General features: G+C 60.0%; 19 protein-coding genes. 5 read left to right on the plus strand and 14 right to left on the minus strand.

The window, feature by feature from the left end:
* Nucleotides 1–165 precede the first annotated feature (165 nt).
* From J3P82_RS17635 to mtnA, 12 genes are all read right to left on the minus strand, one after another.
* Complete coding sequence (locus J3P82_RS17635; RefSeq protein WP_434557975.1) at nucleotides 166–1,209, minus strand: LPS O-antigen chain length determinant protein WzzB; 1,044 nt, start codon at nucleotides 1,207–1,209, stop codon at nucleotides 166–168.
* A gap of 189 nt (nucleotides 1,210–1,398) precedes the next feature.
* On the minus strand, nucleotides 1,399–1,623 hold the full coding sequence (locus tag J3P82_RS17640; RefSeq protein WP_434557976.1) for a lipopolysaccharide assembly protein LapA domain-containing protein: 225 nt from the start codon (nucleotides 1,621–1,623) through the stop codon (nucleotides 1,399–1,401).
* 26 nt (nucleotides 1,624–1,649) lie between these two features.
* Nucleotides 1,650–1,946, minus strand: coding sequence for an integration host factor subunit beta (ihfB, locus tag J3P82_RS17645; protein ID WP_003199243.1), 297 nt, complete (start codon nucleotides 1,944–1,946; stop codon nucleotides 1,650–1,652).
* 144 nt (nucleotides 1,947–2,090) lie between these two features.
* Nucleotides 2,091–2,369 carry a hypothetical protein gene (locus J3P82_RS17650; RefSeq protein ID WP_434557977.1) on the minus strand — a complete coding sequence of 93 codons (279 nt, stop codon included), beginning with the start codon at nucleotides 2,367–2,369 and terminating at the stop codon, nucleotides 2,091–2,093.
* A gap of 220 nt (nucleotides 2,370–2,589) precedes the next feature.
* The gene (gene rpsA, locus J3P82_RS17655) at nucleotides 2,590–4,275 is read right to left on the minus strand and encodes a 30S ribosomal protein S1 (protein WP_016770920.1); all 1,686 of its coding nucleotides are present in this window, start codon (nucleotides 4,273–4,275) and stop codon (nucleotides 2,590–2,592) included.
* 119 nt (nucleotides 4,276–4,394) lie between these two features.
* Nucleotides 4,395–5,084 carry a (d)CMP kinase gene (gene cmk / locus J3P82_RS17660; RefSeq protein ID WP_030141014.1) on the minus strand — a complete coding sequence of 230 codons (690 nt, stop codon included), beginning with the start codon at nucleotides 5,082–5,084 and terminating at the stop codon, nucleotides 4,395–4,397.
* On the minus strand, nucleotides 5,081–7,288 hold the full coding sequence (locus tag J3P82_RS17665; protein ID WP_434563879.1) for a bifunctional prephenate dehydrogenase/3-phosphoshikimate 1-carboxyvinyltransferase: 2,208 nt from the start codon (nucleotides 7,286–7,288) through the stop codon (nucleotides 5,081–5,083). The genes cmk and J3P82_RS17665 overlap by 4 nt, the downstream gene beginning before the upstream one ends.
* Before the next feature lie 28 nt (nucleotides 7,289–7,316).
* The gene (gene hisC, locus J3P82_RS17670) at nucleotides 7,317–8,429 is read right to left on the minus strand and encodes a histidinol-phosphate transaminase (RefSeq protein ID WP_434557978.1); all 1,113 of its coding nucleotides are present in this window, start codon (nucleotides 8,427–8,429) and stop codon (nucleotides 7,317–7,319) included.
* A gap of 13 nt (nucleotides 8,430–8,442) precedes the next feature.
* Entirely contained in the window at nucleotides 8,443–9,537 is a 1,095-nt protein-coding gene (gene pheA, locus J3P82_RS17675) for a prephenate dehydratase (RefSeq protein WP_003199233.1), read from the minus strand.
* The gene (gene serC / locus J3P82_RS17680) at nucleotides 9,537–10,622 is read right to left on the minus strand and encodes a 3-phosphoserine/phosphohydroxythreonine transaminase (RefSeq protein WP_434557979.1); all 1,086 of its coding nucleotides are present in this window, start codon (nucleotides 10,620–10,622) and stop codon (nucleotides 9,537–9,539) included. Before serC ends, pheA begins: the two co-directional genes overlap by 1 nt.
* Nucleotides 10,623–10,961: 339 nt before the next feature.
* Complete coding sequence (gyrA, locus tag J3P82_RS17685; protein WP_434557980.1) at nucleotides 10,962–13,634, minus strand: DNA gyrase subunit A; 2,673 nt, start codon at nucleotides 13,632–13,634, stop codon at nucleotides 10,962–10,964.
* Between the two features lie 375 nt (nucleotides 13,635–14,009).
* Nucleotides 14,010–15,086, minus strand: a complete 1,077-nt coding sequence (gene mtnA / locus J3P82_RS17690; RefSeq protein ID WP_434557981.1) for an S-methyl-5-thioribose-1-phosphate isomerase — start codon at nucleotides 15,084–15,086, stop codon at nucleotides 14,010–14,012.
* A 106-nt stretch (nucleotides 15,087–15,192) separates the two neighbouring features.
* On the opposite strand from mtnA, the gene J3P82_RS17695 reads away from it, so the two are divergent.
* The 5 genes from J3P82_RS17695 to J3P82_RS17715 all read left to right on the plus strand — a co-directional run bounded on the left by J3P82_RS17695 (nucleotide 15,193) and on the right by J3P82_RS17715 (nucleotide 20,020).
* Nucleotides 15,193–16,524 carry a TRZ/ATZ family hydrolase gene (locus J3P82_RS17695; RefSeq protein WP_434557982.1) on the plus strand — a complete coding sequence of 444 codons (1,332 nt, stop codon included), beginning with the start codon at nucleotides 15,193–15,195 and terminating at the stop codon, nucleotides 16,522–16,524.
* A gap of 58 nt (nucleotides 16,525–16,582) precedes the next feature.
* Nucleotides 16,583–17,281 (plus strand): bifunctional 2-polyprenyl-6-hydroxyphenol methylase/3-demethylubiquinol 3-O-methyltransferase UbiG, encoded by a 699-nt coding sequence (ubiG, locus tag J3P82_RS17700; protein ID WP_186610487.1) that lies wholly within the window; start codon nucleotides 16,583–16,585, stop codon nucleotides 17,279–17,281.
* Between the two features lie 4 nt (nucleotides 17,282–17,285).
* Nucleotides 17,286–17,957 carry an N-acetylmuramic acid 6-phosphate phosphatase MupP gene (gene mupP / locus J3P82_RS17705; protein ID WP_434557983.1) on the plus strand — a complete coding sequence of 224 codons (672 nt, stop codon included), beginning with the start codon at nucleotides 17,286–17,288 and terminating at the stop codon, nucleotides 17,955–17,957.
* Nucleotides 17,958–17,995: 38 nt separating this feature from the next.
* Nucleotides 17,996–18,736 carry a YciK family oxidoreductase gene (locus tag J3P82_RS17710; protein ID WP_186643084.1) on the plus strand — a complete coding sequence of 247 codons (741 nt, stop codon included), beginning with the start codon at nucleotides 17,996–17,998 and terminating at the stop codon, nucleotides 18,734–18,736.
* Between the two features lie 357 nt (nucleotides 18,737–19,093).
* On the plus strand, nucleotides 19,094–20,020 hold the full coding sequence (locus J3P82_RS17715) for a GGDEF domain-containing protein (RefSeq protein ID WP_434557984.1): 927 nt from the start codon (nucleotides 19,094–19,096) through the stop codon (nucleotides 20,018–20,020).
* An 80-nt stretch (nucleotides 20,021–20,100) separates the two neighbouring features.
* On the opposite strand, the gene J3P82_RS17720 is transcribed toward J3P82_RS17715, so the two are convergent.
* Nucleotides 20,101–20,904 carry a TenA family transcriptional regulator gene (locus tag J3P82_RS17720; RefSeq protein WP_434557985.1) on the minus strand — a complete coding sequence of 268 codons (804 nt, stop codon included), beginning with the start codon at nucleotides 20,902–20,904 and terminating at the stop codon, nucleotides 20,101–20,103.
* Between the two features lie 46 nt (nucleotides 20,905–20,950).
* Nucleotides 20,951–23,410 (minus strand): EAL domain-containing protein, encoded by a 2,460-nt coding sequence (locus tag J3P82_RS17725; RefSeq protein WP_434557986.1) that lies wholly within the window; start codon nucleotides 23,408–23,410, stop codon nucleotides 20,951–20,953.
* Nucleotides 23,411–23,629 lie beyond the last annotated feature (219 nt).

The following is a 23,629-nucleotide window of genomic DNA, read 5'->3' on the forward strand; positions in this document are numbered from 1 at the left end:
ATACCACTTCATCTAAATTGATGACCCGCACATTTATGACTTAACACCCACCCTGTCAAAATATCTGCTGCCGTTACAAGCCCACCAGTCTTGCTTCCATGAAGAGATAGGAATCGCTTGCATATGCCTGGAACCTATCGATACGGACCTGAAGCAATGTATCGATTATTTTTCAACACGTACTTGAACTATCTGCCTCATCAGCGCGGCCCCTAACCCCAAAATAAGGCCCAAGATCATTCCTTTCAATAAGATCGCCAGCTTATCTGGCTTAATTGGGGTTTGTGGCACCTCTACGTTACCATCTTGTCTGTAAACCGACACCTGATCAGGTTCGACCTTAAGCATACGGTAGAAATTGTAACGCATCTGTAGCGTACGTAGGTCTGGAATAAATGCATCATCAGAAGCTCTTGCCTCCAAAACGGACACCTCCGCTGCCAAGGCTAGGCTTCCTCGCTGATAATCCATCTTACTGCCTGTATCGACAGTGATATCAACTGCAGCGGAGGAGTTTATCACAGGCGTCTTCAAACCAATTGTTTCAGCAACTTTCAAGGCTTCGCGAAGCTGCTGGATACGGTCTTCACGAATCCTTTGAGCATTGTCCCGCAAGCTTACGATTCGCTGCTCTAGATTCCTGGCCCGAACCGCGGCCTCGCTTGTAACGTTTTTGATCAGCTCTGCTTTGGAGATTTCACTGGCACGCTGAACGTAAACTCTGACCCACTCTGTCGCCTCTGCCGCGTCGTCACTCTGGACGATGACCGAGAATCTTTCGGGAGTGTCCTTACCCGGACCTCCGACCATAAATACGCGAGAAAAATTCTCATATAAACGGTCAAGCGGTCCCTTGCGCTGGGACTCTTCAAGCGAAGGCAAATAGACATCACGGAAAAAAGTTTGACGAAGGGTTTCACTCTGAAGATTGCGAGCAAACAGATCGTAAACTTGTTTGATTGAATAGGGCTCCAACTCAGTGCTTGAGTCACGACCATAATTTAACTCAGCTATACCATTTTGAGTTGGAGGGCTAATATAAAATCTAGCCTCATAGATTGGTTTGGTAAGATAGGCAAACGCTCCAGCTCCAACCGTTACGACGAACATAACTCCCACAACCAACCACTTTTGAATCCAAAAATTGCGGAGGAGCGCAATCAAGTCAATTTCCTGAGCGTCATGTGCATCTACACGATTATTATGCATACGAGCTCTCAATTGCGGCTGGCGAAAAATTTCCCTTCAACGTACAGAATGCACTAAAGGCTAAGGCTTGAGAGGCCCCTAAAGAAACCTCGGTAGACCGTGGGGATTTTGACATGGAAAAGCACATCCAAAGTAAAAACAATTGCTAACGGCGATCCCCTCACCGAGGTGACTGGAAATCATGTAACCTTATTCTCGCCGTACACCTACCCTCAAGAACCAAGCGAGTGACGGGCCGATAACCAACCCTGCGAGAAGCGCAAGAAGTATCAAAACCGAAACAGGAAGCTGAGGTGCTGACCAGCCGGCGAACGCCAAGGATACAGGTTGTGTATTTTCAATTACAAACAGAATAATCGTCAAAGCCACCAACAGCGCGGCTACGAAAAAAGCTACCCGTTTAAAACCCCTCATAAATGGCTTCCTCTGCGGCCTTTTCCTCAGAGCTCATCCCCCTCCTCCTCATTCACACGATCTCTAAGTTCTTTGCCTGGCTTAAAATGCGGAACGAATTTGCCGTCGAGGCTGACAGACTGACCGGTCTTTGGATTGCGCCCTACTCGCGGCGCACGGTAATGAAGTGAGAAGCTGCCGAAACCACGGATCTCGATACGGTCCCCCGTAGCCAGGCACTGGGACATTTGCTCAAGCATGGTCTTGATAGCCAGCTCTACATCCTTGGATGAGAGTAGCCCTTGATGGGTGACAATACGTTCGATCAACTCCGACTTCGTCATATTTTTCCCTTCTTTTTCAAGCAGCTAGGAAAATCGCTTGAAAAGGTTTTAGCATGGTCGAAGGGTTTTGAACAGCCCAAGTATTGACATTCTTCTTCATTCCCCCTGCTGTTCTTCCCATGCAGATAGCGTGACTTCCTCAAGCTATCGACAGATGACCAACATTGTTCGGGTCAGATAACCCGCGGGGTTGAAACCAAAGGGGTATTGATCTTCATCCTTCGCGTCGTCGGATCGGGTAATGACCTTGTAGCCCGCGCCCTTGCACTCCCTCGCAGCCCGCTTTTGGCACTTCTCCCAACCAGAACCCAACCCAGAACAGTCGACCTCGATACCGCTGACACCACGCACTGCATGGGTCTTGGCGCTTGTAGAACACGCTGTCAGAACCAAGACGATCAATACAAGAAAGAGCTTGTTCATTCAGATCCTTTAGGTAGAGCCTCAACCCAACCGGCACAGGCCGACGCCCCCGGATAGATTATTGATCTTCTTCATTAAAGAGACAGCCAGGCTGAGGGGTTGGTTTCGTAGCCTTCCGAATGATCGCAGTTCCGCAGCACTTATGGGAGTCGGAAAATTCTGAAATCACACCCACAAAAAAGGGCGACCGAAGTCGCCCTTTTTAATGATCAAACAGAACTCAGTTCTGTTTGGCCATTGCTTGACGCAGCAGTGCCGCCATAGTGGTGTCAGCTGCTTCGCCTTCCGGAGCTGCTTTCAGGCTCTGGATGGCTTCTTTCTCTTCAGCATCGTCTTTCGACTTGATCGAGAGCTGGATTACGCGGCTCTTGCGATCAACGCTGATGATCTTGGCTTCAACTTCCTGGCCTTCTTTCAGAACGTTGCGCGCGTCTTCAACGCGGTCACGGCTGATTTCGGAGGCTTTCAGAGTCGCTTCGATGTCGTCGGCCAGAACGATGATGGCGCCTTTGGCGTCAACTTCTTTCACGGTGCCGGTCACGATAGCGCCCTTGTCGTTAACCGAGACGTACTCGGAGAACGGATCGCTTTCCAGTTGCTTGATGCCCAGGGAGATGCGCTCGCGCTCTGGGTCAACCGACAGGATAACGGTGTCCAGCTCGTCGCCCTTCTTGAAACGGCGTACGGCTTCTTCGCCCACTTCGTTCCAGGAGATGTCGGACAGGTGAACCAGGCCGTCGATGCCGCCGTCCAGACCAATGAAGATACCGAAATCGGTGATCGACTTGATGGTGCCGGAGATTTTATCGCCCTTGTTGAACTGGCCAGAGAAGTCTTCCCATGGGTTGGACTTGCACTGCTTGATGCCGAGGGAGATACGACGACGCTCTTCGTCGATGTCCAGAACCATGACTTCCACTTCGTCGCCGACTTGTACGACTTTCGAAGGGTGGATGTTCTTGTTGGTCCAGTCCATTTCGGAAACGTGTACCAGGCCTTCAACGCCTTCTTCCAGCTCAGCGAAGCAGCCGTAGTCGGTCAGGTTGGTAACACGAGCGGTGACGCGAGTGCCTTCTGGGTAACGGGCTTTGATAGCGACCCATGGATCTTCACCCAGTTGCTTGAGGCCCAGGGAAACACGATTGCGTTCGCGATCGTACTTCAGAACCTTGACATCGATCTCGTCGCCAACGTTGACGATTTCCGAAGGATGCTTGATACGCTTCCAGGCCATGTCGGTGATGTGCAGCAGGCCATCGACGCCACCCAGATCGACGAATGCGCCGTAATCGGTGAGGTTCTTGACGATACCCTTGACCTGCTGGCCTTCCTGCAGCGATTCCAGCAGAGCTTCACGCTCGGCGGAGTTCTCGGCTTCCAGGACACTGCGACGGGAAACGACAACGTTGTTGCGCTTCTGGTCGAGCTTGATGACCTTGAATTCCAGCTCTTTGCCTTCCAGGTGCGTGGTGTCGCGCACTGGACGGACGTCAACCAGGGAACCTGGCAGGAACGCACGGATGCCGTTAACGTCGACAGTGAAGCCGCCTTTAACCTTACCGTTGATAACGCCCTTGACCACTTCCTCAGCTGCGAAGGCCGCTTCCAGAACGATCCAGCACTCGGCACGCTTGGCTTTTTCACGGGACAGCTTGGTTTCACCAAAGCCGTCTTCAACCGAGTCCAGCGCCACGTGAACTTCGTCACCGACGTTGATGTTCAGTTCGCCAGCGTCGTTGTAGAACTGCTCAAGCGGGATCAGCGCTTCAGACTTCAGACCAGCGTGGACGGTTACCCAGCGAGCTTGGTAATCGATATCAACGATGACGCCGGTGATGATGGAGCCTGCCTGAAGGTTCAGGGTTTTCAAGCTTTCTTCAAAGAGTTCCGCAAAGCTTTCGCTCATTTTAATTCCTGTTGATTAGGGCGAAGTAAACGCCCATCTCCACACCCCAGACGATGTGGGTTAGTTTCATATAAAAGAAGCGCCGCAGGACTATGACTGGTCCCCTGCGGAGCTTCCTGTCACCCGGCGATATCGCGAAGCGCGATCTCGCTCATGATGCGTTGCAGCACCTGATCGATGGACAACTCCGTGGAATCCAGCTGTATCGCATCGGCCGCCGGCTTTAGCGGGGCTACTGCGCGCTGGGTATCACGCTCGTCGCGTGCACGGATCTCATCTAGCAGACTCGACAGACTAACATCCTCGCCTTTGCCCTTCAACTGCAAATAACGGCGGCGAGCCCGCTCCTCGGCACTGGCCGTGAGGAAAATCTTCAGCGGCGCATCGGTGAACACCACCGTGCCCATGTCCCGGCCGTCAGCCACCAGCCCCGGCGGTTCCTGGAACGCCCGCTGGCGCTGCAGCAGCGCTTCGCGCACCGCCGGCAGCGCGGCAACCTGGGAAGCCCCGGCGCCGACGCTTTCGGTGCGGATGACGTCGCTGACTTCGTCACCCTCCAGGATAATCCTTTGCAACTGCCCATCAGTCGCCGCGATGAACTGCACGTCCAGGTGCGCGGCCAGTGCCTTGAGCAATTCCTCGTTGGTCAGGTCGACGCCATGGTTGGCGGCGGCGAAGGCCAGCAAACGGTACAGGGCACCGGAATCGAGCAGATTCCAGCCCAATTGCTTGGCCAGCATGCCGGCGATGGTGCCTTTGCCCGAGCCGCTTGGGCCATCGATGGTGATGACCGGTGCCTTGATGTTCACGACTGTGCCTCTTGTGCTACTCGAATACCAACCTGCGCGCAGAGCGCCAGGAAGTTCGGGAACGACGTGGCGACGTTGGCGCAATCATGGATGCGGATCGGCGCGGTGGCGCGCAGGGACGCAACACTGAATGCCATGGCGATGCGATGGTCGCCGTGCCCATGTACTTCGCCGCCGCCAATCTGGCCGCCGTCGATGATGATGCCGTCCGGCGTCGGCTCACATTTGACGCCTAGCGCCAGCAGGCCGTCCGCCATCACCTGAATGCGATCCGATTCCTTGACCCGCAGCTCTTCGGCGCCAGTCAGTACGGTGCGGCCTTGCGCGCACGCAGCCGCCACGAACAGCACCGGGAATTCGTCGATGGCCAGCGGAACCAGCGCCTCGGGAATCTCGATACCCTTGAGTTTAGCCGCTCTTACGCGTAAGTCAGCCACCGGCTCACCGCCGACTTCCCGCTGGTTTTCCAGGGTGATGTCAGCGCCCATCAGGCGCAGGATGTCGATCACGCCGGTACGGGTCGGGTTGATGCCAACGTGTTCAAGTACCAGGTCGGAGCCTTCGGCAATCGACGCCGCCACCAGGAAGAACGCCGAGGATGAGATATCACCCGGCACTTCGATGTGGGTCGCGGTCAGCTTATTACCAGACTCGACGGACGCCGTGGCGCCTTCGACCGTGACCGGGTAGCCGAAGCCACGCAGCATGCGTTCGGTATGGTCGCGGGTCGGGGCCGGCTCGGTGACGGTGGTCTTGCCTTCGGCATAGAGACCGGCCAGCAGCAGGCAGGATTTCACCTGGGCGCTGGCCATCGGCATGGTGTAGGTCAGGCCCTTGAGCTTGTTGCCCCCGCGAATGGTCATCGGTGGACGACCCTCGGCGGCCGTCTCGATCACCGCGCCCATTTCCCGCAACGGGTTGGCCACGCGGTTCATCGGACGCTTGGACAACGAGGCATCACCGGTCAGGGTGCTGTCGAAATCCTGGGCGGCCAGCAGGCCGGACAACAGGCGCATCGAGGTGCCGGAGTTGCCCAGGTAGATCGGGCCCGGCGCGGGCTTGAGGCCGTGCAGGCCGACACCATGGATGGTGACGCGACCGTGGTGCGGGCCTTCGATGACCACGCCCATGTCGCGGAACGCTTGCAGCGTCGCCAGGGCATCTTCGCCCTCGAGGAAACCTTCCACCTCGGTCACGCCTTCAGCCAGGGAGCCGAGCATGATCGAGCGGTGGGAAATCGATTTATCGCCCGGTACACGAATCCGCCCACTCAAGGAGCCACCAGGTTGTGCCAGGAAAATCAGATCGTTGGAGTTCATAGCGTCCACATAGGCCCGACGGGCCAGGATTTTACTGAAATGCTCGCGGGCCACCCTGGCGCGTGTAAAAACGCCCAGCAATTGGTGCCCGTCCCCTGCATCGACCGCGTCGCGCAAGGCGTCGAGATCGCTGCGAAATGTATCAAGTGTGCGCAGGACAGCTTCGCGGTTGGCGAGGAAGATGTCGTGCCACATGACCGGGTCGCTACCCGCGATTCTCGTGAAATCGCGGAAACCGCCGGCAGCGTAACGGAAGATCTCAAGATTTTCATTGCGTTTGGCCAATGAATCCACCAGACCGAACGCCAACAGGTGCGGCAAATGGCTGGTGGCGGCCAATACTTCATCGTGACGCTCGACCTGCATGTGCTCGACATCGGCCCCCAATTCGCGCCACAAGCGATCCACCACCGCAAGCGCCGCCGGATCGGTCTGCTCCAGCGGCGTCAGGATGACTTTGTGACGACGAAACAGCTCAGCATTGGACGCTTCCACCCCGCTCTGCTCGGAACCGGCAATCGGATGACCGGGCACGAAGCGCGCCGGCATGCCGCCAAATGCCTCGGTGGCCGCGCGCACGACATTGCCCTTGGCGCTGCCGACATCGGTGAGAATCGCCTGCCCCAGGTCCATGCTAGCCAAGCGGGCGAGCAATTTCTCCATGGCCAGGATCGGCACCGCCAGCTGGATCACGTCCGCGCCTTGGCAAGCGCTCAGCAAATCGTCTTCACAGCGGTCGACCACGCCCAACTCTACCGCCAGCTTGCGCGAGTGCGGATCAAGGTCGACGCCGACGACTTCACGGCACAGCCCGCTTTCACGCAGGCCCTTGGCGAACGAACCGCCGATCAATCCCAGGCCGACCACCACCAGGCGACCGATCATAGGTCCCGCAGGTTGCAGCGAGGTGACATCAACCACGAGCCAGGACCTTGCTCAACGCCTCGAGGAAACGGCTGTTTTCCGCTGGCAGGCCAATGGTGATACGCAGGTGGTTCGGCATGCCGTAATTGGCCACCGGACGCACAATCACGCCCTCGCGCAGCAAGCCCTGGAAGATTGGCGCCGCGACACGGCCCAGATCGACGCAGATGAAGTTGCCCTTGGAGGGGATCCAGCTCAGGCCCAGTTCACGGAACCCGGCTTCCAGTTGTTGCAGGCCGGCCTCGTTCAAGCGGCGACTTTCAGCCAGGTAGACCTCGTCCTGCATTGCCGCACAAGCGGCGGCCAGGGCGAAGCTGTTGACGTTGAACGGTTGGCGCACACGATTCAGCACATCGGCCACCACCGCAGTGGACAAGCCATAGCCGACCCGCAGCGAGGCCAGGCCGTAAGCTTTCGAGAACGTGCGCGAGACCAGCAGGTTCGGGTAGGCCGCGAGGAAATCCAGGCCATCGGGCAAGTCGCTGCCTTCGGCATATTCGATGTAGGCCTCGTCCAGCACGACCAGCACGTGCTCGGGCACGTCTTGCAGGAAGTCGTCCAGCGCTTGGGCGTCGAACCAGGTGCCGGTTGGATTGTTCGGGTTAGCGATGAAGACCACGCGGGTGTTGGCGTCGATGGCCGCCAACATGGCCGGCAGATCGTGCCCCCAATCCTTGGCTGGAACCACATGGGCGTCGGCACCGACAGCCTGGGTGGCAATCGGATAGACGGCAAACGCGTGCTCGCTGAACACGGCGTTGAGGCCCGGCGCCAGGTAGGCACGGGCGACCAGCTCAAGAATGTCGTTGGAACCGTTGCCCAGGGTTACCTGGTTAAGCTCGACGCCGCAGCGCTCGGCCAGCAGGCTTTTCAGCGCAAAACCGTTACCGTCGGGATAACGGGTCAGCTCGGCCAACTCGTCGCGGATCGCCGCGAGCGCCTTGGGGCTCGCCCCCAGCGGATTTTCGTTGCTCGCCAACTTGACGATGCTGGCCGGGTCGAGGTCCAGTTCTCGGGCCAGTTCGTCCACAGGCTTGCCTGGAACGTAAGGCGAGAGTTGTTGCACGCCTGGCTGCGCCAGTGCGAGGAAGTTGCCACTCATTAGCTATCCGCCCTTAAAGAACTGCCTTGGGGTAGGAACCCAGCACCTTGAGTGCCACTGCTTCCTGACTGATTTTCTCCAGCACACCTTTTACCAGCGGATCTCGGTGGTGGCCGACGAAATCGATGAAGAACACGTAGGTCCATTTACCGCTGCGCGACGGACGGGTCTCGATCCGCGTCAGGTCGATGCCGTTGTCGTGGAACGGCACCAGCAGCTCATGAAGCGCGCCGGGCTTGTTGCTCATGGAGACGATGATCGAGGTCTTGTCGTCGCCGGTTGGCGGCACTTCCTGGCTGCCGATCATCAGGAACCGCGTGGAGTTGTCCGGGCGGTCCTCGATTTTCTCGGCCAGGCGCGTCAGCCCGTAAAGGCCGGCCGCCATGTCGCCGGCAATCGCCGCCGAGTTCCACTCGCCCTTGACCCGCTTGGCCGCTTCGGCGTTGCTCGAAACCGCCACGCGCTCGACGTTCGGGTAATGGGCGTCCAGCCACTTGCGGCACTGGGCCAGGGACTGGGCGTGGGAATAGATGCGGCTGATGCTGTCGGTCTTGGTGTTCTCGCCCACCAGCAAGTGATGGTGGATGCGCAGCTCGACTTCGCCACAAATCACCATGTCGTGCTCAAGGAAGCTGTCCAGCGTGTGGTTGACCGCGCCTTCGGTGGAGTTTTCCACCGGCACCACGCCAAAATTCACCGCGCCTGCCGCCACTTCGCGGAAGACTTCGTCGATGGCGGCCATCGGCTTGCTGATCACCGCGTGACCGAAATGCTTCATGGCGGCGGCCTGGGTGAAGGTGCCTTCCGGCCCCAGGTAGGCGACTTTCAGCGGCTGTTCAAGGGCCAGGCACGAGGACATGATTTCGCGGAACAGCCGCGCCATCTCTTCGTTGCCCAGCGGTCCCTTGTTGCGCTCCATGACGCGCTTGAGCACCTGGGCCTCGCGCTCAGGGCGATAGAACACCGGTACTTCGCCTTCGGCCAACGAAGCCATTTTTACCCGGGCCACTTCCTGGGCGCAGCGTGCGCGCTCGCTGATCAACTCCAGGACTTTCTCGTCCAGGGCGTCGATGCGCAAGCGCAGCGCCTTGAGTTCTTGCTCAGACATCAGCCATGTTCCTTCTCGAACTCTGTCATGTAGGCAATCAGCGCATTGACGGCGTTGATGTCGACGGCGTTGTAGATGGAGGCGCGCATGCCGCCGACGGAGCGGTGGCCCTTGAGATTCAGCAGCCCACGCTCATCGGCGCCCGCCAGGAACGGCTTGTCGAGACGGTCGTCCGCCAGGCGGAACGGCACGTTCATCCACGAGCGGTCGGATTTGTTGATCGGGTTGCTGTAGAGGTCGCTGGCGTCAATGAAGTCATACAGCGTGCGCTGCTTCACTTCGTTGAGCTTGCCGATGACCTCGACACCGCCCTGCTCTTTCAGCCATTCGAACACCAGGCCAGACAGGTACCACGCCAGGGTCGGCGGCGTGTTGTACATCGAGCCGTTGTCGGCCGCGACCTTGTAGTTGAGCATGGTCGGGCACAGGGAACGGGCGCGACCGAGCAGGTCTTCACGGATGATGCTGACCAGGATGCCGCTCGGGCCGATGTTCTTCTGCGCCCCTGCGTAGATCATGCCGAAACGGGAGATGTCCACAGGGCGCGACAGAATGTCCGAAGACATGTCGGCCACCAATGGCACGTCACCGGTTTCCGGGATCCAGTTGAATTCCAGGCCGCCGATGGTTTCGTTCGGCGCGTAATGAACGTAGGCCGCATCCTTGGACAGGCTCCACTCGTTCTGGCCGGGAATCGCGAAGTAATCGTAGGCCTTGGCGCTGGCGGCAACGTTGACGTGGCCGTAGCGCGAGGCTTCCTCGATGGCTTTCTGCGACCAGATACCGGTGTCGATGTAGTCGGCCTTGCCGCTTTCCGGCAGCAGGTTCAGCGGAATCTGGGCGAACTGCTGGCTGGCGCCGCCCTGGAGGAACAGCACTTTGTAATTGGACGGAATATTCAGCAGATCACGCAGGTCCTGCTCGGCCTTGGTGGCGATGGACACGAACTCATCGCTGCGATGGCTCATCTCCATGACGGACAGGCCCTTGCCATGCCAGTCGAGAAGTTCACCCTGGGCACGCTTCAGGACCGCTTCAGGAAGCGCCGCCGGGCCGGCACAGAAGTTATAGGCTCTCTTGCTCACATCCAATCTCGCTCTGATCTGGTGGTCACTTAAATCTTTGGGTCTGCACTGTGGGAGCCAGCAAGCTCGCCCCCCACAGGGTTACCACTCACTTCAGGCATGGATGAATCCGTGGCGAGGGAGCTTGCTCCCGCTTGACCGGGCTGGCGCTCCAGTGCGAAGCGCTCACAAAAAACAGGGGCCGCTGCGCAGCCCAGCGGGAGCAAGCTCCCTCGCCACAATGAATCAAACAAACCTTAAGAGAGCAGCATTACCCCTCAGGAGATGTGCAGTGTCGCAAATTTTCAAACGGGACAAACAACAAGGGGGCGAATCTTCATCCGCCCCCTGTGTGTCCGCTTAGTCCTGCGGTTCTTCTTCGTCTGCGGCGGCATCGAGCGGTTGGTCGCCAACCGTGTCGTCGACATCGGCGCCGAGGGTGCCGTCGAACGCCACGCCTTCTTCGCCTTCCTCGCCTTCAAGCGCTTCGCCTTCGACTTCCGACGGCTCCTGGACCCGCTCAAGCCCGACCAGCGTTTCGTCGCTGGCGAGTTTGATCAGCGTCACGCCCTGGGTGTTACGCCCCAGGCTCGACACTTCGGCCACACGCGTACGCACCAGGGTGCCCTGGTCGGAAATCAGCATGATTTCCTCGCCATCAAGCACCTGGACAGCACCGACCAAGCGGCCGTTACGGTCGTTGCTGACCATTGCAATCACGCCTTGGCCGCCACGCTTGTACTCAGGGAACTCGCTGATGGCCGTGCGTTTGCCATAACCACGCGCCGAAGCGGTGAGGATCTGGCTGCCTTCTTCCGGGATCAGCATGGAAATTAGCTTCTGCCCTTCCGGCAGGCGCATGCCACGCACACCACGAGCGGTACGGCCCATGGCACGAACGTCGGACTCCTTGAAGCGCGTGACCTTGCCGCCGTCGGAGAACAGCATGACTTCGCGTTCGCCATCGGTGATGGCAGCGGAAATCAGCACGTCGCCTTCGTCCAGTTCCAGGGCGATCAGGCCAACACTGCGCTGGCGGCTGAAGGATTCCAGCGGGGTCTTCTTCACGGTGCCCTTGGCGGTGGCCATGAAGATGAAGTGACCCTCGGTGTATTCCTCCACCGGCAGCATGGTGGTGATGTATTCGTCACTGTCCAGCGGCAGCAGGTTGACCAACGGACGACCACGGGCGGCGCGGGACGCTTCCGGGATCTCGTAGGTCTTCAGCCAGTACACCTTGCCCTTGCTGGAGAACAGCAACAGCGTGGTGTGGCTGTTGGCGACCAGCAGGTGGGCGATGTAGTCCTCGTCCTTGACGCCGGTCGCCGACTTGCCTTTGCCACCGCGGCGCTGGGCCTGGTAGGCCGCCAGCGGCTGGGTCTTGGCGTAGCCGCCGTGGGAAATGGTCACCACGCGCTCTTCTTCCGGGATCATGTCGCCGAGGGTCAGGTCCAGGCGCGCATCGAGAATCTCGGTGCGGCGCACATCGCCGTATTCGGCGCGGATCACTTCCAACTCTTCGCGGATCACTTCCATCAGGCGCGTGGCGCTGTTGAGGATGCGGATCAGCTCGCCGATCTGGTTGAGGATCTCCTGGTACTCGGCCAGCAGCTTCTCGTGCTCCAGGCCGGTCAAACGGTGCAGGCGCAGTTCAAGAATGGCTTGCGCCTGTTCCGGCGACAGGAAGTACTTGCCTTCGCGCAGGCCGTATTGCGGATCGAGGTTCTCGGGCCGGCACGAATCGGCGCCGGCACGTTCGACCATCGCCACCACTGCCGAGGATTCCCAAGGCGTGCTGATCAGCGCTTCCTTGGCTTCCGACGGCGTTGGCGAGGCCTTGATCAGGGCGATCACCGGGTCGATGTTCGACAGGGCAACGGCCTGGCCTTCGAGAATGTGGCCTCGCTCGCGGGCCTTGCGCAGCTCGAACACCGTGCGACGGGTCACCACTTCGCGACGGTGACGCACGAAGGCCTCCAGCAGGTCCTTGAGGTTCAGGATCCGCGGACGACCGTCGATCAGCGCGACGATGTTGATACCAAACACCGCTTGCAACTGGGTCTGGGCGTAGAGGTTGTTGAGGATCACTTCCGGCACTTCGCCACGACGCAGCTCGATCACGACGCGCATGCCGTCCTTGTCGGACTCGTCACGCAGCTCGGTGATGCCTTCAAGCTTCTTCTCTTTCACCAGCTCGGCGATCTTCTCGATCAGGCGGGCCTTGTTCAGCTGGTACGGCAGTTCGGTGATAACGATCTGCTGGCGGCCACCGACCTTGTCGATGTCTTCGATGGTCGAGCGGGCACGCATGTAGATGCGACCGCGACCGGTGCGATAGGCCTCGATGATGCCGGCGCGACCGTTGATGATCGCGGCCGTCGGGAAATCGGGGCCGGGGATGTATTGCATCAGCTCATCGATGGACAGCTCGGGATTATCGATGAGGGCCAGGCAACCGTCGATGACTTCACCGAGGTTGTGCGGCGGGATGTTGGTCGCCATGCCCACGGCGATACCGCTGGAGCCGTTGACGAGCAGGTTCGGGATACGCGTCGGCATGACCGCCGGGATCATCTCGGTGCCGTCGTAGTTCGGCACCCAGTCCACGGTTTCCTTGTGCAGGTCGGCCAGCAGCTCGTGGGCCAGCTTGGTCATGCGCACTTCGGTGTATCGCATGGCCGCGGCGTTGTCGCCGTCCACCGAACCGAAGTTGCCCTGGCCGTCGACCAGCAGGTAGCGCAGGGAGAACGGCTGCGCCATCCGGACGATGGTGTCGTACACGGCAGTGTCGCCGTGGGGGTGATACTTACCGATCACGTCGCCGACGACACGGGCGGATTTCTTGTACGGCTTGTTGAAGTCGTTGCCCAGCTCGCTCATCGCGAACAGCACGCGCCGGTGCACGGGCTTCAAGCCATCGCGCGCATCCGGCAGCGCCCGCCCGACGATTACGCTCATTGCGTAGTCGAGGTAGGACTGTTTCAGCTCGTCTTCGATATTGACCGGGAGGATTTCTTTGGCCAGTTCGCCCATGAGAAGCCTGATTCCTTTTTCTGGTGAAACCTCGTCACGTCCAGATGGGACGAACGAAGCTCGCCGCTGCAGGACAAGTGCCGTGCAGCGACTTACGACAAATCAACGAGTTATGCCATGGATCTGCGCAGTAAAGGCCACCTCGCGAGGCAGCCCTGGAAACCGCCGGATGTTATCACAAGAGCCGCCACGCACCTATCCCCCAGATGCGCATGGTGCGTAGTTAGTTGACCGATGACAGGCTGATATTGGACGAGAGAGGCTTAGAAGCGCTGCGAATGCAGTTTCGTGGCTCGATTTCAGCTCATTTGCGGCCTTTGCGAGCACCCTCGCGAGCCTGTTCGCGACGATGCTGCGGCGGGTAACGCAAATGCCTCAATGCAAGCGCTTGCGACACATGAGTTGTGCCATTTTCGCGGTGTCCGGCCGCTCGACGATACCCTTCTCCGTCACGATCGCATCGATCAGGTCCGCCGGGGTCACGTCGAACACCGGATTGAAGGCGTCGGCATCCGCCCCGACTCGCTTGCCGCCGACTTCCAGCAGCTCGCGGCCGTCACGCTCTTCGATGGGGATATCGTCACCGCTGGCCAGGCTCATGTCGATGGTCGAGCTCGGCGCCACCACCATGAAGCGCACGCCGTGGTGCATGGCGCAGACCGCCAACTGGTAGGTGCCGATCTTGTTTGCCACGTCGCCATTGGCGGTGATGCGGTCGGCACCGACGATGACCCAGGTCACACCCTTGGTTTTCATGATGTGGGCGGCGGCGGAGTCGGCATTGAGCGTCACCGGAATGCCTTCGTTGGCCAGCTCCCACGCCGTAAGGCGCGAGCCTTGCAGCCACGGGCGGGTTTCGTCGGCGTAGACACGCTCGACCATGCCTTCGAGGAACGCCCCGCGAATCACCCCGAGGGCGGTACCAAAGCCGCCGGTCGCCAGGGCGCCGGTGTTGCAATGGGTCAGGATGGCCTGGGCGTTGCCCTGGTGCTTGCGGATCAGGTCGACGCCCAGCTGCGCCATCGTCAGATTGGCCTCGCGGTCGCTTTCGTGGATCGCGATGGCTTCGGCTTCAAGGGCTGCCAGCGGTTCGGCGTGCTCTTTGAGACGCGCCAAGCGATCGCGCATCCGGTCCAGCGCCCAGAACAGGTTCACCGCCGTCGGCCGCGAGTCGGCCAGCAAGGCAAAATCGCTCTCCAGCGCCGCCTGCCAGTCGCCACCCTCGGCCACTCGCGCCCGCGCCGCCAGCACCACGCCATAGGCGGCGCTGATGCCGATGGCCGGCGCGCCGCGCACCACCATCGAACGAATGGCCTCGGCCACGCCGGTCGCACTGGTGTAGGCGATCCAGTTTTCCTCGAACGGCAAAACACGCTGATCCAGCAGATAAAGAGCGCCATCACGCCAATCGATGGCCTTCACCTTCTCCGCAGCCAACAGTCGATCGCGCATCCTTCACCCCGCACTCATGAACAAAAGCCGCCGATTATAGCGATCCCTCCGCGAAGACGCTCGGGTATACTTCGCCATCCTTTATAACCCATGGAACCGTTCCACGATGCCCAAGCCTGCCGTTGCGCTCGACTTATTATTGCTGCCGACCTGGTTGGTGCCTGTCGAACCCGCCGGTGTGGTGCTCAAGGATCATGGCCTGGGCATTCGCGACGGATGCATCGTGTTCATCGGCCCACGGGCCGAAGCCATGCAATGCGCTGCCAAGGAGGTTCGCGAACTGCCCGGCATGCTGCTCAGCCCGGGCTTGGTCAATGCCCACGGTCACGCGGCGATGACGTTGTTCCGTGGCCTGGCCGACGACCTGCCGCTGATGACCTGGCTGGAACAGCATATCTGGCCCGCCGAGGGTAAATGGGTCGACGAGGACTTCGTCCGCGACGGCACCGACCTGGCGATCGCCGAGCAGATCCAGGGCGGCATCACCTGTTTCTCCGACATGTACTTCTATCCCAAGGTTGCCAGCGAGCGCGTGCACAACAGCGGCATTCGCGCACAAATCGCCATCCCGATCCTCGATTTCCCGATTCCGGGCGCCGCCAGCGCCGACGAAGCCATTCGTCAGGGCATCGAGTTATTTGGCGACCTCAAGCATCATCCGCGGATCAAAGTCGCATTCGGTCCTCACGCCCCGTACACCGTGGGCGACGAGAACCTGGAGAAGATTCGCGTGATCGCCGAGGAGTTGGATGCGGCCATTCACATGCACGTTCACGAAACCGCCTTCGAAGTGCAGCAGGCTGTGGATAACACCGGCGAGCGGCCGATGGCCCGGTTGGCGCGACTGGGCCTGCTGGGACCGCGCTTCCAGGCTGTGCACATGACCCAGGTCAGCGACGAGGACCAGGCGCTGCTGGTAGAAAACAACTGCAGCGTGATCCATTGTCCGGAATCGAATCTGAAGCTGGCCAGCGGTTTCTGCCCGGTGGAACGCCTGTGGCAGGCCGGCGTCAACGTGGCGGTCGGCACCGACGGCGCGGCAAGCAACAATGACCTGGACCTGCTCGGCGAAACCCGCACCGCCGCCCTGTTGGCGAAAGCGGTCGCCGGTTCGGCCACGGCCCTGGACGCCCATCGGGCGCTGCGCATGGCCACGCTCAATGGCGCCCGGGCGCTGGGCATCGAAGCGACGGTCGGTTCGCTGGAAGTCGGCAAGGCCGCCGACCTGGTGGCCTTCGACCTGTCCGGCCTGGCCCAGCAACCGATCTACGACCCGGTTTCGCAGTTGATCTATGCCACGGGCCGCCATTGCGTGAAACACCTGTGGGTGGCCGGCAAGCCGCTGCTGGAGGATGGCCGCCTGACGCGCATGGACGAGTCGCAACTGATCGCCACGGCCCAGGCCTGGGGACGCCGCGTCAGCGGCCAGAACGAATGACACACCCTTGAGCCACGGCTCGGGTACCCGATTTTTCAAGTTTTTCGAGGATCTGCACATGAGCAACGTCGACCACGCTGAAATTGCCAAGTTCGAAGCCCTGGCCCATCGCTGGTGGGACCGCGAGAGCGAATTCAAACCGCTGCACGACATCAACCCGCTGCGGGTCAACTGGATTGACGAACGGGTCAGCCTGGCCGGCAAGAAAGTCCTCGACGTCGGCTGTGGTGGCGGGATCCTCAGCGAAGCCATGGCCTTGCGCGGCGCTACCGTGATGGGCATCGACATGGGCGAGGCGCCGCTGGCGGTTGCGCAACTGCATCAATTGGAATCCGGCGTCAGCGTCGAATACCGGCAGACCACCGCCGAAGCCCTCGCCGAAGAAATGCCCGGGCAATTCGACGTGGTCACGTGCCTGGAGATGCTCGAACACGTGCCGGACCCCTCCTCGGTGATCCGCGCCTGCTTCCAGATGGTCAAGCCCGGTGGCCAGGTGTTTTTTTCCACCATCAACCGCAACCCGAAAGCGTACCTGTTCGCAATCATCGGCGCCGAATACATCATGAAGCTGCTGCCGCGCGGCACCCATGACTTCAAGAAATTCATCCGTCCTTCCGAACTGGGCGCCTGGAGCCGCATGGCCGGGCTGACCGTCAAGGACATCATCGGCCTGACCTACAACCCGCTGACCAAGCACTACAAGCTGGCCGCCGACGTTGACGTCAACTACATGATCCAGACCCTGCGCGAGGAATGACTCGATGCGTCTCAAAGCGGTTCTCTTCGACATGGACGGCACGCTGCTCGACACCGCGCCAGATTTCATCGCCATCTGCCAGGCCATGCGCGCCGACCGTGGCCTTCCCCCCATGAACACGCAGCACATCCGCGACGAGATCTCCGGCGGGGCCCGGGCGATGGTCGCGGTGACCTTCTCCATGGACCCGGAGTCCCCGGGGTTCGAGGCGCTGCGCCAGGAATTCCTCGACCGTTACCTCAAGGGTTGCGCGGTTCACAGCCACCTGTTCGACGGCATGGCGCAAGTGCTCGCCGATATCGAGGCGGCCAACCTGATCTGGGGCGTGGTCACCAACAAGCCGGTGCGTTTCGCCGAACCGATCATGCAGCAACTGGGCTTGGCCGAGCGCTCGAAAGTGCTGGTCTGTCCCGACCATGTGAAAAACAGCAAGCCAGATCCCGAGCCGCTGATCCTTGCGTGCAAACTGCTCGACCTGGACCCGGCCAGCGTGCTGTTCGTCGGTGATGACCTGCGCGACATCGAGTCCGGTCGCAGCGCCGGCACCAAGACCTGTGCGGTGACCTACGGTTACATCCACCCGGACGATAACCCCGAGCACTGGGGCGCGGATGTGGTGATCGACCATCCTTTGGCGCTGCGCGAAGTGCTGGATAACGCGTTGTGCAGTTGCTGACCTGATTCACGTGCGGCTTTCATTTGTTGAGGTTTTTTATGTTTGACTACTCCGCCCGTCCCGACCTGCTCGAAGGCCGGATCATCCTGGTCACCGGCGCCGGTCGCGGTATCGGGGCAGCTGCCGCCAAGGCTTACGCAGCCCACGGCGCTACCGTGCTGTTGCTGGGTAAGACCGAGGCCAACCTGACCCAGGTCTACGATGAAATCGAGGCGGCCGGTCATCCGCAGCCGGCGGTGATCCCCTTCAATCTCGAAACTGCCCTGCCCCATCAGTACGATGAACTGGCCGCGATGATCGAGACCGAATTCGGACACCTCGACGGCCTGCTGCACAACGCCTCGATCATCGGCCCGCGCACGCCGCTGGAGCAATTGTCCGGTGAGAATTTCATGCGGGTGATGCAAGTCAACGTGAACGCCATGTTCATGCTCACCAGTACCTTGTTGCCATTGCTCAAGCTGTCCAAGGATGCGTCCGTGGTGTTCACCTCCAGCAGCGTTGGGCGCAAGGGCCGGGCTTACTGGGGCGCTTATGGCGTGTCCAAGTTCGCCACCGAGGGGCTGATGCAAACCCTGGCCGACGAAGTCGACACGGTCGCGCCGGTGCGCTCCAACAGCATCAACCCCGGCGCTACCCGCACCAGCATGCGCGCCCAGGCCTATCCGGGGGAGAATCCACTCAACAACCCGACGCCTGAGGACATCATGCCGGTGTACCTGTACCTGATGGGCCCAGACAGCCTCGGCGTCAATGGCCAGGCTTTCAACGCGCAATAACCGCCTGCCCCGCGTCGCGGCGATTTACCGTCGCGACGCGCCCTTCTGCGCTGCGGCACCCAGGCGAAACGCCAAGCCCCCGCCGCCCTCCGCCCGTCTGAAGCCCGCCTGCCGATCGCAACTTATTGATTCGTGGCCCGATTTTTTCAATATGAACCGAATGGCACGACTTTCGCTCTAACTCTTCCATACACGCCATGTCCGGCGAGTTGTGGACATCGATGGGAAACGCCCGCCGAGTAAGCGGACTAAACTCAGAGCGATGCCCAACGGGACTGATGGATCAGTACGACGCGCAGCCTAGAGCCGCTTCACCCCGCCGGCCAGGATCGATTCAGCTCAGGGGCTCACGCCAATATGAAAACGCCCACACAGACCAACGCGATCGACTTCGACAGCGCAAAGTTGCAACGCCTGGGTTTGGCCCTGCCGTCGCCGCTCATGGCGCGGCCCGTCAGCCTTTCCCAATTGCGCCAGCAATTGAGCCAGCAGTTGCAGACCAGCCTGGAGCCGCAGAGGATCCTCGGCCTGTTCTTTCGCGAAGTTCAACGACTGGTGCCTCTGGACGCGTTGACCTATCAGCATAAGCCCAGTGACCTGCGCCTGGAGTTTGGCCAGCGCGGCCATCACCAGCTCACTTACAACCTCAGCCATGAAGGCGAACACTTGGGTGAACTGGTGTTCCGCCGCAATCAACGCTTCGCCGACTCGGAACAGACCGAGCTCGAGTCGATACTGTCCTCGCTGTTCTTTCCGCTGCGCAACGCCTTGCTTTACCGCGCCGCCACGCAAAGTGCCCTGCGCGATCCGCTGACCGGCACCGGCAACCGCATCGCCATGGACCAGACGCTGGAACGCGAAATCGACATGGCCAGGCGTCACATGCAACCGCTGTCGCTGTTGATGCTGGACATCGACCACTTCAAGCGTATCAATGACAGCCATGGGCATGGCGTCGGCGACGAAGTGCTCAAGGCCGTGGCCGACTCGATCAAGCATCAATTGCGCAACGTGGACATGGTGTTCAGGTTTGGTGGCGAAGAGTTCTTGATCCTGCTGTCCAACACCAGCCGGGATGCCGCGGCTTTGGTCGGTGAGCGGCTGCGTTATGCGGCGCAGGCGCAGGATTACTTTGCTGCTGGCACGAGGATCGAATTGACGGTCAGCCTGGGATGCGCGACGTTGCTGCCGGCCGAGTCAGCCGAAAGCCTGTTGCGTCGGGCTGACAGTGCGCTGTATGTGGCAAAGCGTGAGGGGCGGAACCGGCTGGCGATGGCGGGCTGACAGCCGAGCTGGTTTGATGGGAGCGCGTTTCCCCTGCGCAAGCGGGTTGCTCGCTTCCGCAGGGGTGACGCTATTGGGGATCAGCTTCCGGCTAATGCCAGACGCTCACGGGCGGCCGAAGGTTTTCCGGCGGCTTCCGATTGCTCCAGCTGCATGCAGCGTTCCAGGAACAGGTACATGTAGTCGTAGCTTTTGCACACAGCCTGGCGCAGTTCCATTTGCAGCGCCTTGCTCGGGTTCATGCCCGCCAGCGTGCAGATGATTTCCAGCGCTTCCCACGGATGAGCGTCGTCATATTGGGCGTGCATCTTCAGCCACTTCATGGCGCGCTTGCGGTCTTCCTCGGCGAATGCCGACGCATAGACGCCGTTGGAACACACCAGCGCCGACCACTCCCCGGTCGCGCCCTCGATGGCATAGTTGGTCGCGGCGATGGCCACGATCAACGCGTCCGCCGAGCTGGTGTGCCAGCACCAATGGCTCAGTGCGTGCAGTTCGGGCGGCACCTGCTGTGCTTGCAGGTCCTCGAGCGTCACGCCATGGGCGGCGCTCCAGTTCACCCAGTAGTCGGCGTGATTGAGTTCGACACGAATGTTGCGCATCAGCCAGCGACGCGCCATGTCCTCGCCGGGATGGCGGGCGAAGCGTGTCTTGGTGAGGTTCTGTGCCATGTATAAGGCGAACTGTTCAACGACCGGCCAACCACCGATAAGATAGTGGCGCATGGTCTTGGCGCTGAGCTTGTTATCGCGCATGCGTTGATACAGTTCGTGTTCGACAACCCGGCGCTTGCTCTCGCTGCAATCGGCAATGAGCTGTTGTGCCCATTTTGGATAGCTTTCAGCGTCCATGAGCGGGCCTGTTCGGTTGAATGTCTCGATCACTGTCGGGCTCCTTTTGATTGTGATTTTCTGCGGACTAACGAGAGTTTCAGCGGAACGTGCCGGGGGCCTTGAATAACAACGGTTGAGGCCTGGCCGGCCGGCATTGCAAGGTGTCACAGGTAAACAACTGTGGACGCTCGATGACATACCCCTGAGCGAAATCCACACCGATCTCCAACAGCGCCTGTTCGATCTGTGCCGTTTCTACAAACTCGGCGATCGTACGCTTACCCATGACGTGGCCGATGTGATTGATCACTTCGACCATTGCCCGGTTAATCGGGTCGTCCAGCATATCCTTTACGAAACTCCCATCGATCTTCAAGAAGTCTACAGGTAAATGTTTCAGGTAAGCGAACGAAGACATTCCGGCGCAAAAGTCATCCAGCGAAAAATAACAACCCAAACCTTTGAGTTCATTGATAAATCGAATCGCGCTGCCCAAATTCGAAATTGCGCTGGTCTCGGTAATTTCAAAACAAATCATTTCTGGGGGGATCGAGTATGCCGCGAACTGTTTACGCAGGAAGTCCAGGAACGCCTGATCTCCTATAGTTGTGCCTGACAGATTAATCGCACACATGGCCAACGGCCCCTGGCGCGATTCATTCAGGCATTGGCGAATGATCTTGAAGACATTCTCCACCACCCAACGGTCCAGCGACGTCATCAGGCCATAACGCTCCGCGGCTGGAATGAAACTGTCCGGCAGGATCATCCGGCCCGCCTCGTCATGCAGGCGCAGCAGGATCTCGATGTGTCCGCCGCCATGGTCACCCGGGCCCAACGCGGCAATTTCCTGGGCGTAGAGACAGAAACGATTTTCTTCCAACGCCATGTGCAGGCGTTGGACCCAAGCCATTTCGCCGAACCGCAGGGACAGTTCCGAATCGTCGGCATGGTAGACCTGGACCCGGTTCCGGCCCTTCTCCTTGGCCATGTAGCACGCCATGTCCGCAGCGCGCAGGGATGCCTCCAGCGTCGTCGGGCTCTGGGAGATGTGCACCAGGCCGATGCTGACGGTGGTCACGAACGGCCGGCCTTTCCAGACAAAATGCAGGTTCTGCACGGTCTGGCGCAGGCCTTCGGCGATTTTCTCCGCAGCCTCCGGCGCGCAGTTCTCCAGCAAGATGCCGAACTCATCGCCACCCAGTCGGGCCAACGTGTCGTTTTCCCTCAGCCCCGATTGCAGCAAGGCACAAATATGCCGCAACAGTTCATCACCCGCCGCGTGGCCACAGGTGTCGTTGACCAACTTGAACTGGTCCAGGTCGAGGAACATCAAGGCGTGGCGCCCGACTTGGCGCGTCAGGTTATGCAGGGCTTGTTCGAGGCGATATTCGAATTCGCGGCGGTTTGCCAGGCCGGTCAAGGCATCGTGAGTAGCCTGCCACGACAGGTTGGCGATGTACTGGCGCTCCTGTGTCATGTCGTGCAGCACCAGCACCGCGCCGCTGACCTTGCCGGCATGGCGGATCGGCGCGCCCACCAGCGTGACCGAAACAGTGCTGCCGTCCAGCCTCTGGATCAACTTGGAATGTTCGCTGCCGCCGCCCAGTCGCCCGCTGAGGATGTGTTCGATCAGCGTCAGCCCCTCGGTCTGGGCGTTGTCGTCGAGCAGATTGAACAGCGCCGCCAGGGGTAGGCCCGCCGCATGCTCGGCTTTCCAATGGGTCATCGCTTCGGCGGCGGGGTTCATGTAGGCGATGGCGCCGTCAACGTCCGTGGTGATTACGCCGTCGCCGATCGATTGCAGGGTGATTTGCGCCCGCTCCTTCTCCAATTGCAACGCATTGGCGAAGACCTGCCGCTGGGCCAACAGTTTGTGCGTGCGCAACAGGGCCAGGACGATCAGCCCCAGGGCCGTGGCGAAGTTGGTCACCAGCAGCAGGCGCAGGATGAACCGCGACCCTTCGCCCAACGCATCGCTGAACGCCTTGGCGGCCGGGGTGACGGAATCGTTGATCGCGAAAATCTGCGCTTTCCAGCCGCGGACATCAGCGTCCGAGACCTCTCCCGCCGTGATGCTGCGGTGCATCTGCCGGGCGACATTATCCAGTTCGGTCAAGTAGCCGTCGCCGACTGTCCAGAGATCGATGGCTTCTTCCAGGTAACTGAAATGGCGAAAATTGAGGTACAGCCAGATCAGGCTGGACACGTCGTCCGGGTGATTGCCACCTTGAAGAATCCCGGTCCGTGCCGCCTCAAGATCCGGCGGCTCGCGGTCCAGGGCCACGCGCAAATCATGCCCGCCCTCGGGTACGGCGATGGCTTGTTGATACTTGCGAAAAATCGCCTCGTCACGGCTGTCGGCGTAGAGATTGAGATAATAGATGGCGTCTTTCTGGCCCTTGGACCAAAGGCTCTCCCCCGCCACGTAACCGCGAACTGCAGACAATACGTAAAGGCTGACCCCCCCAAGCAATGCTTGAAATAGCACAACAGCAATAAAGGGCCAGACGATGCCCAACAACCGTGGCGTTCCGAGAGTCCGCTTTTGCTTCATGAGGTCCCTTGCACAGGTAGCAGCGATCGGCGTTGACGCCGGTCATCCCCTCAAGACTAGGAGGCGCAGCAGTTCCTCGCAAGAGGCGGCACATTTATTTGACGCCCTGCAACCCCACGGGCCTGGCGCAGGAGAAGGATGAGCATCGCCTTGGACACGCGCGCGCCCATAGTTTTGTCGCGATATACATATGTACCACAACGATCTTTTTCGGAGTGC

This window comes from Pseudomonas sp. Z4-20 (genome assembly GCF_051131955.1).
Taxonomy (GTDB): Bacteria; Pseudomonadota; Gammaproteobacteria; order Pseudomonadales; family Pseudomonadaceae; genus Aquipseudomonas; species Aquipseudomonas marvdashtae.